The 14,128-nt window shown below is 73.7% G+C and carries 13 protein-coding genes; 6 read left to right on the forward strand and 7 right to left on the reverse strand.

Annotated features, from left to right (window positions below; all coding sequences use genetic code 11):
- The first annotated feature begins 7 nt into the window (after window positions 1-7).
- Window positions 8-763 carry a CDP-alcohol phosphatidyltransferase family protein gene (locus CKY47_RS26105; RefSeq protein ID WP_371320735.1) on the forward strand — a complete coding sequence of 252 codons (756 nt, stop codon included), beginning with the start codon at window positions 8-10 and terminating at the stop codon, window positions 761-763.
- On the forward strand, window positions 756-1,166 hold the full coding sequence (locus CKY47_RS26110; protein ID WP_306748847.1) for a DoxX family protein: 411 nt from the start codon (window positions 756-758) through the stop codon (window positions 1,164-1,166). The genes CKY47_RS26105 and CKY47_RS26110 overlap by 8 nt, the downstream gene beginning before the upstream one ends.
- Here the strand turns inward: CKY47_RS26110 and CKY47_RS26115 are convergent.
- Window positions 1,148-1,816: a RibD family protein gene (locus tag CKY47_RS26115; protein ID WP_306748848.1), complete on the reverse strand. Its 669-nt coding sequence runs from the start codon at window positions 1,814-1,816 to the stop codon at window positions 1,148-1,150. The two genes, CKY47_RS26110 and CKY47_RS26115, sit on opposite strands and share 19 nt — an antisense overlap.
- A gap of 53 nt (window positions 1,817-1,869) precedes the next feature.
- Here CKY47_RS26115 and CKY47_RS26120 point away from each other — a divergent pair, with 53 nt between their 5' ends.
- Window positions 1,870-3,609, forward strand: a complete 1,740-nt coding sequence (locus CKY47_RS26120; protein WP_306748849.1) for a sulfatase-like hydrolase/transferase — start codon at window positions 1,870-1,872, stop codon at window positions 3,607-3,609.
- A 71-nt stretch (window positions 3,610-3,680) separates the two neighbouring features.
- On the opposite strand, the gene CKY47_RS26125 is transcribed toward CKY47_RS26120, so the two are convergent.
- From CKY47_RS26125 to CKY47_RS26140, 4 genes are all read right to left on the reverse strand, one after another.
- Complete coding sequence (locus tag CKY47_RS26125) at window positions 3,681-5,714, reverse strand: iron ABC transporter permease (RefSeq protein ID WP_306748850.1); 2,034 nt, start codon at window positions 5,712-5,714, stop codon at window positions 3,681-3,683.
- Window positions 5,714-6,682, reverse strand: coding sequence for an ABC transporter substrate-binding protein (locus CKY47_RS26130; RefSeq protein WP_306748851.1), 969 nt, complete (start codon window positions 6,680-6,682; stop codon window positions 5,714-5,716). Before CKY47_RS26130 ends, CKY47_RS26125 begins: the two co-directional genes overlap by 1 nt.
- Before the next feature lie 29 nt (window positions 6,683-6,711).
- Window positions 6,712-7,530 carry an ABC transporter ATP-binding protein gene (locus tag CKY47_RS26135; RefSeq protein ID WP_306748852.1) on the reverse strand — a complete coding sequence of 273 codons (819 nt, stop codon included), beginning with the start codon at window positions 7,528-7,530 and terminating at the stop codon, window positions 6,712-6,714.
- Window positions 7,531-7,613: 83 nt separating this feature from the next.
- Complete coding sequence (locus tag CKY47_RS26140) at window positions 7,614-8,072, reverse strand: SRPBCC family protein (RefSeq protein ID WP_306749098.1); 459 nt, start codon at window positions 8,070-8,072, stop codon at window positions 7,614-7,616.
- A gap of 202 nt (window positions 8,073-8,274) precedes the next feature.
- Between CKY47_RS26140 and CKY47_RS26145 the strand changes: the two genes are divergently transcribed.
- Complete coding sequence (locus CKY47_RS26145; RefSeq protein WP_306748853.1) at window positions 8,275-10,485, forward strand: terpene synthase family protein; 2,211 nt, start codon at window positions 8,275-8,277, stop codon at window positions 10,483-10,485.
- A gap of 20 nt (window positions 10,486-10,505) precedes the next feature.
- On the opposite strand, the gene CKY47_RS26150 is transcribed toward CKY47_RS26145, so the two are convergent.
- Together CKY47_RS26150 and CKY47_RS26155 are read right to left on the reverse strand one after the other, a co-directional pair.
- Complete coding sequence (locus CKY47_RS26150) at window positions 10,506-11,306, reverse strand: hypothetical protein (protein ID WP_306748854.1); 801 nt, start codon at window positions 11,304-11,306, stop codon at window positions 10,506-10,508.
- 89 nt (window positions 11,307-11,395) lie between these two features.
- The gene (locus CKY47_RS26155) at window positions 11,396-11,632 is read right to left on the reverse strand and encodes a hypothetical protein (protein ID WP_306748856.1); all 237 of its coding nucleotides are present in this window, start codon (window positions 11,630-11,632) and stop codon (window positions 11,396-11,398) included.
- A gap of 197 nt (window positions 11,633-11,829) precedes the next feature.
- On the opposite strand from CKY47_RS26155, the gene CKY47_RS26160 reads away from it, so the two are divergent.
- Window positions 11,830-12,921 carry an XRE family transcriptional regulator gene (locus CKY47_RS26160; protein WP_306748857.1) on the forward strand — a complete coding sequence of 364 codons (1,092 nt, stop codon included), beginning with the start codon at window positions 11,830-11,832 and terminating at the stop codon, window positions 12,919-12,921.
- 20 nt (window positions 12,922-12,941) lie between these two features.
- Window positions 12,942-14,042: a phosphoheptose isomerase family protein gene (locus CKY47_RS26165; RefSeq protein ID WP_306748858.1), complete on the forward strand. Its 1,101-nt coding sequence runs from the start codon at window positions 12,942-12,944 to the stop codon at window positions 14,040-14,042.
- The last annotated feature ends 86 nt before the right edge of the window (window positions 14,043-14,128 follow it).

Raw genomic sequence — 14,128 nt, forward strand, 5'->3', positions numbered from 1 at the left:
GGGCACGATGACCACACTTCAGCACAGCGCGGCGCCGGCCGTGCGCGAACCCGCGCTCGGGAAGCCCTTGATGCGGGAACCTTCCCTCTGGGCGGGTGCGCAGGTGCTCCTGCTCGGCGTGCTGGACGGCACCGCCGGCCTCGGCCCGGTGGGCTGGGTCGCGGGCATCGCCCACGCCGTCGCCACCGCGACCCTGCTCGGCGGCGCGCTCCAGCGGTCCGCCACCGGCCTGGGGCCCGCCGACCGCGTCACGCTGGGGCGCGGCCTGCTGGTGGGCGGGGTGACCGCGCTCGTCGCCGGCGGTTCCGGCGCGACCGCGCTGCTCGTCGCGCTCGCCGCCGTGGCGCTGTCGCTGGACTTCGTCGACGGCCGGGTCGCCCGGCGCACCGGCACCGCGTCCGAGCTGGGCGCGCGGTTCGACATGGAGGTCGACGCGTTCCTCATCCTCGTGCTGAGCCTGCACGTCGCGCTCGCGCTCGGGCCGTGGGTGCTCGCGATCGGCGTGCTGAGGTACGCGTTCGTCGCCGCCTCGTGGGGGCTGACCTGGCTGCGCGCGCCGCTGCCGCCGAGCCGCGCGCGCAAGGTCGTGGCCGCCGTGCAGGGGATCGTGCTGGTGGTCGCCGCGTCCGGCCTCGCGCCGCCGGCCGGCGTCCTGGTGGGACTCGCGCTCGGCGCGCTCGTCTGGTCGTTCGGCCGTGATGTCGCCCGGCTGCGGCGGGACGCCGCCGTCCGGGTCGTGGGAAGGGGAGTGGCCCGTGTCTGACCGTGCCTCGACCGCGCGCGTCGCGGGCGACGTGGTGCTCTGGGTGGTCCAGGTGCTGCTGGCCGCGTACTTCGTCCACAGCGGGCTGTCGCTGTTCGGCGACGGGTACGTCGGCAAGTTCGAGAAGATCGGGTTCGGCCAGTGGCTGCGGTACGCGACGGGGGTGCTGGAGGTCGCCGGGGCGCTGGGCCTGCTCGTGCCGCGGCTGTGCGGCCCGGCGGCGCTCGGGCTGGTGGGCGTGATGGCGGGCGCGGTGTGCACCGAGCTGTTCGTCCTCGGGGACACCGGGGGCGCCGTGCTGCCGGCCGAGCTGCTCGTGGTGGCGGCGGTGATCGCGTTCTTCCGCCGCGACACCGTGCGCGACCTGGTCGGGGGGCCGCGGTCTCAGCGCTTGGGGAAGTAGCGCAGGACGGCGACGTCACCGAGCCTGGCGACCTCTTCGAGGTGGAAGCGGCGGGCCGGGCCGCCGGGGAACCCGGCCGGCTGGAGGAAGCGCGGGGCGGTGGCCTGCCCGATCAGCATGGGTGCGACCGCCATGCGGATCTCGTCGGCCAGCCCGGCGGAGAGGAAGCCGGTGTGGATCGCGCTGCCGCCCTCCACCATGAGCCGCCCCACGCCCCGGCCGCCCAGGTCGTCGAGCAGCGCGCCGAAGTCGACGCTCGGGCCGAGGGGCACGACGTCGGCGAGGTCGGCCAGCGCCGAGGCCGTCCGGTGGCCGGAATCCGTGGTGTAGACGACCTTGTCGCCGCCGCAGTGCCAGAACGCGCGGTCCCGGTCGAGCTCCCCGCTGCCGGTCACGACGACCTTGAGCGGGAACTCCGGCCGCCCGGCCCCGACGCGCCCGGCCCGCCGCTCGGGGCTGTTGACCAGCAGGCGGGGGTTGTCGCGGCGCACGGTGGCCGCGCCGACGAGGATCGCGTCGGACTCGGCGCGGACCCGGTCGACGTGGTCGAAGTCCTCGGCGTTGGACAGCGGGAACCGCTCGGTCCCGTCGTCGTCGATGTGGCCGTCCACGCTGACCGCGACGCTGAGCAGGACGTACGGGCGAGTCACGCCCCCAACCTACCCACGCGGGTCGTTCGCCGAACCCCCTCGACGAGAGCCGAGTGCCGAACCAGGAGGACCGCATGGCGGTGGCCGAGCCCGACCCCGGGTCCACGCCCGACCCCGGGGCCGCCCCCGGGTCGGGGACCGTCGGACCGGGGACCGCGGGCGTCGCCCGGGAAGCGCGGCCGGGGCGGGGGAGGCGGGTGGCGTCCGCCGCGCTGACCGGGTCCGCCGCGCTGCTGGTGGTGTTCGCCCTCCTCGCGCCGGCCGACCTCGACCGGTTCACCGCCGCCGCGTTCCTGCGCATCCCGGTGGAGGGCCTGCTGTTCGCGCTGCTCCTCCTGGTCCTCCCGCCGCGCGCCCGCGGCCCGGTGGCGTCGCTCGGCGGGGTCCTGCTGGGGCTGCTGCTCGTGGTCAAGGTCGCGGACATCGGGTTCGACCTGGTGCTGTACCGGCCGTTCGACCTCGTCCTCGACTGGCCGCTGCTCGCCCCCGCCGTCGACTACGTGGACGTCACCGCGGGTCGGTTCGCGGCCGTCGCGGCCGTGGTGGGGACCGTGCTGCTGATCGGCGCGGTGGTGCTGCTGACGGCCCGGTCGGTGCTGCGGCTGGGCCGCCGTGCCGCCGCGCACCGGGTGGGCGTGACGCGGGCGCTGGTCGCGGTGGCCGTCCTGTGGGTCGGGTTCGCGGCGCCCGGCGTGGGCTTCGAGCCCGGCGTGCCGGTGGCCTCGCGCAGCGCGGCGGCCTTCGTGGGCGACCACGCCCGCGCGGTGCGGGTCGGGCTGCGCGACCGGGAGGCGTTCGCGGCCGAGGCGTCGACCGACGCGTTCCGCGACGTGCCCGCCGACGAGCTGCTGACCTCGTTGCGCGGCAAGGACGTCGTGCTCGCGTTCGTGGAGAGCTACGGGCGCTCGGCGGTGGAGGACCCGGCGCTGGCGCCGGTCGTCGGGGCAGCCCTGGACGACGGCACGCGCCGCCTCGCCGCCGCCGGGTACGCCGCGCGCAGCGCCTACCTGACCTCGCCCACGGCGGGCGGCGGCAGCTGGCTCGCCCAGGCGACCCTGCTGTCCGGGCTGTGGGTGGACAACCAGCAGCGCTACCGCACCCTCGTGTCGAGCGACCGGCTCACGCTCAACGGCGCGTTCCGGCGCGCGGGATGGCGCTCGGTGGGCGTCGTCCCGGGCATCACCCGCGCCTGGCCGGAGGGGGAGTTCTTCCGCCACCACCGGATCTACGCCGCCGACGACCTCGGCTACCGGGGACCCCGGTTCGGCTACGCGACCATGCCCGACCAGTACGCCCTGTCGGCGTTCCAGGAGCGCGAGCGGCAACCCGGTCACGAGCCGGTGGTGGCCGTGGTCCCGCTGCTGTCCAGCCACGCCCCGTGGACGCCCCTGCCGACCCGGCTGCCGTGGGAGGACGTGGGCGACGGCGCGGTGTTCGCCGACATGGCGGCGGGCGAGGAGCCGCCGGACGCCGTCTTCGGCCGCGACCCGGACGTGGTGCGCGCCGACTACGCGAGGTCCGTCGCGTACGCGGTGGACACGGTGGTGTCCTACGTGGAGACCTACGGCGACGACGACACCGTGCTCGTCTTCCTCGGCGACCACCAGCCGGCGCAGGTGGTGACCGGGGAAGGCGCCTCGAAGGACGTGCCGATCACCGTCGTCACCCGCGACGCGTCCCTCCTGGCGCGCACCGACCCGTGGGGCTGGACCGACGGCCTCACGCCCGCGCCGGACGCGCCGGTGCGCCCGATGGACGCCTTCCGCGACCAGTTCCTCACCGCCTTCCGCTGACCCGCCGAGCCGGAGCGGCCCCGTGGTCCGGCCACCGGGTCGCGCCGGGCGTGAGGGGCGGTGGCCGGCGGCTACGTGCGCATCTCCTGCGTGCGCCACAGCACCAGCACGAAGTACGGCGTGCCGATCAGCGAGATCACCAGGCCGGCCGGGATCTGGGCGGGCGAGATGACGGTGCGGCCGACCGTGTCGGCGACGCTGACCAGCACCGCGCCGAGCACCGCCGCCACCGGCAGGACCCGCGCGTGCCGCCCGCCGACCAGCGAGCGCGCCAGGTGCGGCGCGACGAGCCCCACGAAGCCGACCACGCCGATCGCGGACACCGCGGTGGCCGCCAGCACGCCGGACGCCACCAGGACCACCAGCCGCGACCGCTCGACCCGCAGGCCGAGCACGCGCGGCGTGTCGTCGTCGAGGCTGTGCAGGTCCAGCTCGCGGTGCCGCGACCACAGCAGCGGCAGGAGCAGCGCCAGCGCCAGCAGGGTCGGCACGACCTGCTCCGGCGTGCGCCCGTAGGTGGACCCGGACATCCAGGTCAGCGCCTTCGCCGTGTTCCACGGGTCGGAGGTGGTGATGAGCAGGGTGATCAGGGCCGTTCCACCGGACCAGGTCGCGATGCCGATGACGACCAACCGGTCCGAGTCGAGCCCGGCCCGCCACGCCAGGCCGTAGACCAGCGCGAACGCGAGCGTCGCGCCCACCCCGGCGGCCCCGGCGACCTGCCACGCGCCGGCCACCGGCACCAGCGTGATCAACCCGATCGCGCCCAGGCCCGCGCCCGCCGTGATGCCGAGCAGGCCGGGTTCGGCGAGCGGGTTGCGGCTCACCGACTGGATGCCGCAGCCGGCCACGGCCAGCGCCGCGCCGGCCACCAGCGCCGCGAGCACCCTCGGCAGGCGCTGGTCCACCACGAACGTCAGGGCCGTCCCGGTGCGCCCGGACACCCAGTTCGCCAGGTCGCCCAGCAGCACCAGGCGGTCGCCGAGCATCAGCCCGACGACGGGCGCGGCCACCAGCAGCGCGCCCAGCGCCACCCACGTCACGACGAGCCGCCGCGTCGAACCGGCCACGCCGACCCGACCGGCGGGCGCCTGCCGCGGCGCGGCGCTCGACCGGGTGCGCCGCGCCAGCCACACCAGCACGACCGCGCCGAGCACGGTCGTGGTCACGCCGGTCGGCACGCGCACCGCCGCCGCCGAGCCCATCACGGCCCGCAGCAGCACGTCCGCGCCGAGCACGATCAGCACGCCGACCAGGCCCGACACCGGCACCAGCACGCGGTGCCGCCCGAAGCCCGGGACGAACCGCACCAGCAGCCGGGTGATCACCGGCGCGCTCAGCCCGACGAACCCGAGCGGCCCGGCCACGGTCACCGCCGCCGCCGTGAGCGCCACCGTCAGCAGCACCGCGCCGACGCGGGTGCGCCGCACCCTCAACCCGAGCACGGTGGCGTTGTCGTCGCCCAGGGCGAGGACGTCCAGCGACTTGCCCATCGCGACCAGCGCGACGACGGCGACCGCCACGACCGGCGTCATCTGCGCGGTCGCGTCCAGGTCGCTCACGGTCAGCGACCCGCTGCCCCAGCCGAACAGGCCGGTCGTCTCCTGCTCGAACAGGAGCAGCAGCAGGTACGTCGCCGACTGGAGGGTCAGCGCGACCGCCGACCCGACGAGCACCAGCCGGGGGCCGGCCGAACCGCCGCCGGACAGGGCCAGCACCACCACCGCCGCCGCGAGGCCGCCGACGAACGCCGCCGCGCCCGAGGACAGCACGGGCAGGCTCAGCCCGAACGCCGCGGTGGCGACCACGGCCAGGTGCGCGCCCGCGTTCACGGCGAGCGTGTCGGGCGAGGCCAGCGGGTTGCGCGCCACGGACTGCATGCCGGCGCCCGCGACGCCGAGGGCCACGCCGAGCAGCAGCGCGGTCAGCAGGCGCGGGACGCGGGAGCCCTCCAGCACGGCGAGGGTCTGCGCGTCACCGTCGCCCAGGACCGCGGCGAGCACGTCGAGCACGCCGGTGGACGACGTGCCCTGGGTGAGGTGGACGGCGGAGAGGACGGCGATGGCCGCCACGATCCCCGCCGTCGCGGCGGCGGTGCGGAACATCAGCCGGCGAGCGCGCTCGACAGTTGGTCGGCGACGCGCTCGACCGACTTGGGCCCGCCGAACGTCCAGGTGCCGGGCTCCAGCTTGTGGACCTTGCCCGAGGTGACGAACGGCAGCCGCTGCCACACCGGGTTGTCCGCGAGGCCGGTGGTGAACACGTCGTCCTCGGAGGCGCTGTAGAACAGGACGGTCTTCGGGTCGGTGAGCGCGGTCAGGCCCTCGACGTCGGTCTGCCCGAGGCCCCACTGGGCGTCGACCTCGCCGGTCCAGGCGTTGACCAGGCCCATCCGCTCGGCGACGTCGGAGACCAGCGAGCCCTTGCCGAACGGGCGGATGTTGACCGTGCTGCCCTTGAGCCAGCCGTCGGCCACGAGGAACGGGGTGCCCGCCAGGCCGCGCTCCTCGACGGACGCCTTCCCCTCGTCCAACGCGATGTTCATGTCGGCGAGGAGCTTGTCGCCCTCGGCCTCCTTGCCGACGGCCTTGGCGACGATCTCCAGGTCGTCGGCGAGCCGGTCGAAGTTGCGCGCCGCGTCGCTGCCCTTGGTGACGACGACCGGGACGTACTTCTCCAGTTGGCCGGCGAGCGTCGCGTCACGGCCCTCGGGCATCACGACGACGTCCGGGTCGAGCGCGACGATGGCGTCCACGCTCGGTTCGTTGCGCGTGCCGACGTCCTTGACGGTGTCGGCGAGCGGGACGGAGGCGTTCCACGTCTTGTAGCCGGCGACGTCGGCGACGCCCACCGGCATGACGCCCAGCGAGGCGGCGACCTCGGCCTCGGCCCACTCCAGGGCGACGACCTTCACGGCGGGCGCTTCCAGCTCCACGGCCTTGCCGCGGGCGTCGGTGACGGTGACCGGTCCGCCCGCGCTCGCGGTCGGCGTGCTCTCGGCCGGTGGCTCGGTGGTGCCGCACGCGGACAGCAGCACGGCCGCCGTCACGAGGGCAGGGGTCAGCAGGCGCATGGCGCTTACCTCTCTCGGGGGTTTCGGGATCAGGCGTGGCGGGGCGCGTGCCGGCCGAGCGGGCGGCAGTGGACGGCCCCGGTGACGGGGTCCTCGGCGACGTGCACCGCGACGCCGTAGGCGCGGGAGAGGTGGTCGGTGGTCAGCACGTCGCGCACGCCGCCCGCGGCGACCACGCGGCCCTCCGACAGCAGGACCACCTCGTCGGCGATGATCGCCGCGTGGTCGAGGTCGTGGAGCACCACGCCGACCGCCACGCCGTGGTCGTCGGCCAGGTCGCGCACCACGTCCAGCACCTCGACCTGGTAGCGCAGGTCGAGGTGGTTGGTCGGTTCGTCGAGCAGCAGCACGGAGGTCCGCTGGGCCAGGCACGAGGCGAGCCAGACGCGTTGCAGCTCGCCGCCGGACAGCTCGTCCACGCCGCGCCCGGCCATCGCGGAGACGCCGGTCAGCTCCATCGCGCGGGTGATCGCGGCGCTGCCGTCGGGGTCGACCCCGCGCCAGCCGGTCCGGTAGGGGTGGCGCCCGTAGGAGACGACGTCGCGCACCGACACCCCGGACGGCGTGGGCCGCTGCTGGGTCAGCAGGGTGACGTTGCGGGCGAACTCCTTGCCGGACAGCGCGGCGTGCCCCCACACCGACCGCTCGCCGAGCCGGACCTGCCCGTCGCGGGGCTTGTGGAGCCGCGCGAGCGAGCGCAGGACGGTCGACTTGCCGGACCCGTTGGGCCCCACCAGCGCCGTCACCGCTCCCGCGCGCAACTCCAGCGAGACCCCCTCGACCACCGCCCGGTCGTGGTGCGCGAGCACCAGCGACTCCCCGGCGAGCAGCGTGTCTCCCATTGACATGAGGCGAGCCTAACCTAAGCCGAACCTCACCCGTCCGGGCGTGATCCACCGCACTCGGCGGTTCGTCCGGGTGACGCGCGGGGTCAGCCGCGGAAGTGGCGGCGCGTGTCGGCCGCCAACGACGCGAACACCCGGTCGTCGAGCGCGGCCCCGGCGCGGCCGGCGCGCACGCCGGGCTCGTAGGCGAACGTCCAGGTGAACCGGCACCCGCCGCCCGCCGGCTCCACCAGGTAGTCCTCGCCGAACCGGCGGAACACCGGCAGGTTCGCCCCGTCCACCGTGAACGTCTGCCGCCGCCCCTCCTCCCAGCGGAAGAAGCGCTCGCGCAACCGCAGCACGCCCAGCACCGACGCCTGGCGCGTCGTGCCCACGCCGAACGGGCGCGGCGACGTGTACTCGACCGACGACATCAGCCGGCACCACCACAACGGGTTCGTCGCGGTCAGGCCGCGCCAGACACGTTCGGGTGACACCGGCAGGTCCAGCACGAAGGTGCGGCGCTCCGGCGCGGTCTCGAAGAACTCCGCGTCCACCGGCTCCATCAGGGGCACACCACCCAGTGTGCACCCGAACCCGGTCGGGCACCCGCTGCGCGGAGCGCGCGCACCGGGAGCACCAGCGCGTTGCGCCACCAGGGGGACGGGTGCGCTCGAACGTGTGGATCAGTGCGCCGAGGTCTTGGCCGCCCGGCCCGGCACTGGTTGCGTACACCCCCGACGCCACACGACCGAGAGGTGCGAGCAGATGCCGCAGCCGTTCCAGTTGCCGCACTTCTACACGCCCTACCCGGCGCGGCTGAACCCCAGCCTGGAACGCGCCCGCGCACACACCAAGGCGTGGGCCCACGAGATGGACATGATCGACGTGCCCCAGCACGGCACGGTGATCTGGACCGACGACGACCTCGACTCCCACGACTACGCCCTGCTGTGCGCCTACACGCACCCGGACGCGTCACCGGACGACCTCGACCTGGTCACCGACTGGTACGTGTGGGTCTTCTACTTCGACGACCACTTCGTCGAGCTCTACAAGCGCAACCCCGACGTCGCGGGCGCGAAGGCGTACCTCGACCGGTTGCCGCTGTTCATGCCGGTCGACGGCCCGATCACCGAGGAGCCGGCCAACCCGGTCGAGAAGGGCCTCAAGGACCTCTGGGAGCGCACCGTCCCGGCCCACTCGGCCGACTGGCGGCGCCGGTTCGCCGACAACACCGAGCACCTGCTCGACGAGTCGATGTGGGAGCTGCTGAACATCTCCGAGGGCCGCCTGTCCAACCCGATCGAGTACATCGAGATGCGCCGCAAGGTGGGTGGCGCGCCGTGGTCGGCCAACCTCGTCGAGCACGTCACCGGAATGGAGGTCCCGGCGCGCATCGCGCTGTCGCGGCCGATCGGCGTGCTGCGCGACACCTTCTCCGACGCCGTGCACCTGCGCAACGACCTGTTCTCCTACGAGCGCGAGGTGCTCGACGAGGGCGAGCTGAGCAACGGCGTGCTGGTGCTGGAGAAGTTCCTCGGCATCCCCACCCAGGAGGCCGCCGAGGCGGTCAACGACCTGCTCACGTCCCGCCTGCACCAGTTCGAGCACACCGCCGTCACCGAGGTCCCGCCGCTGCTCGACGAGCACGGCGTCGACCCGGCGGGCCGGCTCGCGGTGCTCGCCTACGTGAAGGGGTTGCAGGACTGGCAGGCCGGCGGCCACGAGTGGCACGCCCGCTCCAGCCGCTACATGAACGAGGGCGCGGTGACCGCCTCGCCCGTGCTCGGCGGCCCCACGGGCCTGGGCACCTCCGCGCTGCGCTCGCTCGTCGCCACCGCGCCGCGGCGGCTGCGCGGCTTCGTCCACGTCCCGTTCCGCGAGGTGCCGTCGCTGCCGAGGCCCGCGCTGGAGATGCCGTTCCCGCTGCGGGTCAGCCCGCACTGGAAGGAGGTGCTGGAGCGGGGGGTGGCCTGGACGCGCGAGACGGGCGCGTTCGACGACGTGCCGAGGGTGTGGACCGAGGAGCGGTACCGCGACATGGACCTCGCGCTGTGCTCGGCGGGCATCGACCCGGACGGCACCCCGGAGGAGCTGACCACGTCGGTGATGTGGCTGACCTTCGGCACGTACGGGGACGACCTCTACCCGGTCGTGCACGGCCGCACGCCCGACATGGCGGGCGCGAGGGCCACCGACGCGCGCCTGCGCCTGATGATGCCGCTGGAGGGACCGGCCCCGGTGGCGGTGACCCCGCTGGAGCGGATGCTCGCCTCGGCGTGGGCGCGCACCACGGAGGGGATGCCGGTGGAGAACCGGCGGCAGCTGTCCGACGCGGTGGGGGTCATGCTCGACGCCTGGCTGTGGGAGCTGAAGAACCAGCACGAGAACCGCGTGCCCGACCCGGTGGACTACGTCGAGATGCGGCGGCAGACGTTCGGGTCCGACCTGACGATGAGCCTGGCGAGGCTCGGCCACGGCCGCCTGGTGCCGCCGGAGATCTACCGGACGCGCGCCGTCAGGAACATCGAGAACTCGGCCATCGACTACGCGACGCTGCTCAACGACCTGTACTCGTACCGCAAGGAGGTGCAGTACGAGGGCGAGGTCCACAACCTCGGGGTGGTCGTGGAGAACTTCCTGGACGTCGACCGCGACCGGGCGCGGGCCGTCGTGACCGACCTGGCCAACGCGCGCCTGCGCCAGTTCCGGCACTCGGTGGCGCACGAGCTGCCCGCCCTGTTCGAGGAGTTCGCCCTGGACGGGGAGGCCCGCGCCGCGCTCACCGCCCACGTCGCCGAGCTGGAGGACTGGATGGCGGGAATCCTGAACTGGCACGAGAACGTGGTGCGGTACCACGACGCGGACCTGCTGAAGCACCACGGCCGGCCGCGGGTGGCGCTGTCGCCGACGGCGCTGCGCGGCCCGACGGGACTCGGCACGGCCTCCACGCGCCTGCTGGTCGGCAAGGGCTGACCCGCCCGGGTCCGCCGGGGTCAGCCCACGACCCTGGCGGCGGCCACCGGCCGCCGGTCCGCGGGGTAGGTGCCCGCGGACGAGGTGTTGACGCTCCACCGGTAGCGGGTGAACTCGCCGGTCTCGTCCGAGGCGTAGAACATCATGTGCCCGTAGCCAGCGCCGTCGGTCCGCGCGCCCGCGTTGAAGATCCGGTTGTCCGGGTACCGCCGGTAGTCGCCCACCCCGTACAGGCCGTGCGGCTCGGACGTGCAGTCGGCCACCTCCACCGCGTACTGCGTCTCGCCGGGGAAGTTCAGCCTGCGGCCCGGCGCGGTGTAGGTGCCCTTGAGCGAGCGCACCATCACCACGTGCCCGGTGTTGGTGTCCTGGTCGTTGCGGTAGTCCACCGCGATCAGGTCACCCGGCCGCAGGTCCGCGACCCGGGTGACCCGCTCGAAGTGCGGCACGTCCCGCTCGGCGAACACCCGGCGGTAGTCGCGCGCGAACGGGCTGGCCAGGCCGAAGTGGGTGCGGAAGAACCGGCCCGTCGCCCACCGGTAGGTGCGCTTGAGCACCGCGGTCTGGAACGACGCGCACTGGCTCCGGTTGACCCAGTCCGCGGCGTCGCCGGGGGCGCCCCAGCGGACCACGTTCGGCTGGTGCGGCTCCTTGTAGGTGTTGTTGGCCAGCGGGCACGTGGGCAGCGACAGGTAGCCGATCAGCTGCTCGGCCTCCAGCAGGTGCGGTGTGGACGTCCGGTGTGGACGCCGGTCGGGGAGCGGCACCGCCCTGGTGGCGACGGCCGTTCCCCCGCGCGGCGCTCTGCCAGACAGGTCCATCGTGCGACTCCCCTTCCGATCACGGGCCCGCACACCGTAGTCGAAGGGGAGCCGCGGCACCGGGATGTCGGCGCCCGTGCACGCGCCGGTCAGCGGAGGTACACCAGCATGACCGTGGTGAGGACCGAGCAGAAGGCGAGCACGGTGGCGAACCCGGTCAGGACGGCCCCGGCCGAGACGAGCAGCTTCGTCAGGATGCCGAGCACCCGGCGCAGCAACCGGGCCATGCCCAGGACCAGCGCCATGGCGCCCGTCATGATCATCACGGCCAGCGGCGTGTAGGAGGTGGTCGCGGTGGACTGTGCTAAGGCGGCGAGCGTGTTCATGGCAACCCCCGGATGGCTTCCTGGGTGAACTTCAGCTATGCCTACTGAAGTTCAGTGAACCTCAGTAAGTTGAGAGTAAGACCACATGTGCTTGATTGACAAGGCCCTTTCCGGGTTCCGGCTCGTTGTTTTTTCCGGTGTGGTGTATGTTCTCCGCTTCAGCTACTGAGCTGAAGTTCACTGAAGGGCGTGCGGACGTGGTCGTTCCGGGTGATCCCAGCTCACTGGCTCGCCGTCTGAAGGCGCTGCGCAAGGCCGAGTGGCCCGAGGTGGGCATCACGCAGAGCGAGCTGGCGACCGCCTTCAGCGCCGAGAAACCGACGAGCGTGCCCCTGCTGTCCTCGTGGGAGAGCAGCTCGAAGCCCAAGGTCCCGCCCCTGTCGCGACTGGCCGCCTACGCCACGTTCTTCGCGACCCGGCGCTCCGTCGCCACCCGCCCCTACCGGCTGCTCCCGCCCCACGAGCTGACCGAGGACGAGCTGGCCCGCCGCGAGGAGCTGCTGGAGGAGCTGACCGACCTCCACGAGAGCACCGGGCGGGGCGGGGCGCGGCCGGACGGCGCAGGCGGCGAACGCGGGTTCTGGTACTTCGACGACCGGTACGACATCACCATCGTGGTCGCGCAGCTGCCGGAGGAGATGCGGGCGAGGATGCCCTACTCCGACCCCACGCAACCGGACTACGTCGAGCTGTACACCTACGCCGACCTGGACGCGCTGATCGAGCTGTACGGCCACATCCGGGCCGTGAACCCGAACAGCCAGGTCAACTTCCGCACCGCCTCCAGCCTCACGCACGACGACTACACCACGCACCTGGTGCTGCTCGGCGGCGTGGACTGGAACCTGGCCACCCGTGAGCTGCTGGACCGCCTCGACATGCCGATCGCCCAGGTGGGCAGGCACGACGAGTCCGACGCCGGCGGTTTCCTGGTGCGCGAGCCGGACGGCGGGGAACGCCTCTTCGCGCCGAAGCTCGGCGGGGGAGCGGGCCGCGAGGAGCTGCAGGAGGACGTCGCGCACTTCTACCGCGGCGTCAACCCGCTCAACGCCAGGCGCACCGTGACCATCTGCAACGGCATGTACGGCCGGGGGACCCTCGGCGTCGTGCGCACCCTGACCGACACCCGGTTCCGCGACCGCAACACCGCCTACCTGGTGGAGCGCTTCGGGGACAGCGATTCCTACAGCATCCTGACCAGGGTGTTCGTGGTGAACGGCCAGGTCGTCACCCCTGATTGGACCCAGTCGGCGTTCCGGCTCTTCGAATGGCCGGAGGGCCGGGGTTGACCGTCGCGACGCGCGCGCCCGTGAAGCACCACGAGTCGCACGGGAAGCTCCTGACCACCGTGGACGTGGGCGACTGCCCACCCGGCTCGGTGGACGCGATCGTCGTGCCGACGAACCGCCCGGCGTCCTGCCTGGACACCGCCCTGGGGGTGGCGGCCGACCTGGGGCGCCCGCTCGTGGTGCTCACCAGCGGCAGCGCGCAGCCCGAGCGCCTGGCGAAGTCGGCACGCGCCGGGGGCGTCGAACTGCTCGTCGTCGACGTGACCGCCCTGCCGCGCACCGCCCTGCCCCGGTTGGCGACCACCGAGGTGCTGCGCGGCACCGAGTTCGAACGCGGCACCGACACCAGCCTCAAGCGCAACCTCGGGTTGCTCGTCGCGCGCGTCGCGGGTTGGCGGCGGGTGGCCTTCCTGGACGACGACATCAAGGTGCCCGCACCCGGCGACCTCGACGCGGCGGCCGGGCTGCTGTCGGCCGGGTACGCGGCGGTCGGCCTCGCCGTCGGCGGGTTCCCCGACAACTCGGTCGTCTGCCACGCCCACCGCGCCACCGGCGGCGCGCAGGACACGTTCATCGGCGGGGGAGCGCTCGTCATCGGCCGGGAGTCGATGTCGTCGTTCTTCCCGACGATCTACAACGAGGACTGGTTCTTCCTGCTGGACGACGAGGGCCTGCGCCGCTCCGCGATCACCGGGCGGGTCGTGCAGAAGCCCTACGACCCGTTCGCGAACGAGGTCCGCGCGCAGGTCGAGGAGTTCGGCGACTGCCTGGCCGAGGGCGTGTTCGCGCTGCTGGACGACGACGGCGGCTTCGGCGCGGCGACCGACGAGGACTACTGGTGGGACTTCCTGCTGGGCCGGCTCGACCTCATCGACGGCATCCTGGGGCGGATCAAGGTCCGCGACCACGAGTCGATGCGGATGGAGATCGCCCTGCGGGCCGCCCGCAAGCGCTGCGACGCGATCCCGCCGTCGCTGTGCGTGCGGTACCTCGAGGCACTGGCGCAGGACCGCCGCACCTGGGCCGCGCACGTCGCCACCCGCCCGGTCGGCGCGACCGACCTCAGGGGCGCGCTCCCCACCCTCGGTCTGGCGGCGCACGGCACGTACGTCGCCCGTTGACCGGCGCTCCCACGTGGCGGAACGCCCGGCTCGGGCCGCCGACCGCCGGTTAAGCTCGTCCGCCGGGACCGCGGACGCGCAGGAGG

It is taken from the genome of Saccharothrix longispora, from assembly GCF_030852425.1.
Taxonomy (GTDB): domain Bacteria; phylum Actinomycetota; class Actinomycetes; order Mycobacteriales; family Pseudonocardiaceae; genus Actinosynnema; species Actinosynnema longispora.

What these genes read in the sequence shown, in the direction of transcription:
- CKY47_RS26105 (WP_371320735.1), top strand. Translation starts at nt 8, where the DNA reads ATGACCACACTTCAGCACAGCGCGGCGCCGGCCGTGCGCGAACCCGCG.
- CKY47_RS26125 (WP_306748850.1), bottom strand. Translation starts at nt 5,714, where the DNA reads ATGTTCCGCACCGCCGCCGCGACGGCGGGGATCGTGGCGGCCATCGCC.
- CKY47_RS26130 (WP_306748851.1), bottom strand. Translation starts at nt 6,682, where the DNA reads ATGCGCCTGCTGACCCCTGCCCTCGTGACGGCGGCCGTGCTGCTGTCC.
- CKY47_RS26135 (WP_306748852.1), bottom strand. Translation starts at nt 7,530, where the DNA reads ATGTCAATGGGAGACACGCTGCTCGCCGGGGAGTCGCTGGTGCTCGCG.
- CKY47_RS26140 (WP_306749098.1), bottom strand. Translation starts at nt 8,072, where the DNA reads ATGGAGCCGGTGGACGCGGAGTTCTTCGAGACCGCGCCGGAGCGCCGC.
- CKY47_RS26145 (WP_306748853.1), top strand. Translation starts at nt 8,275, where the DNA reads ATGCCGCAGCCGTTCCAGTTGCCGCACTTCTACACGCCCTACCCGGCG.
- CKY47_RS26150 (WP_306748854.1), bottom strand. Translation starts at nt 11,306, where the DNA reads ATGGACCTGTCTGGCAGAGCGCCGCGCGGGGGAACGGCCGTCGCCACC.
- CKY47_RS26155 (WP_306748856.1), bottom strand. Translation starts at nt 11,632, where the DNA reads ATGAACACGCTCGCCGCCTTAGCACAGTCCACCGCGACCACCTCCTAC.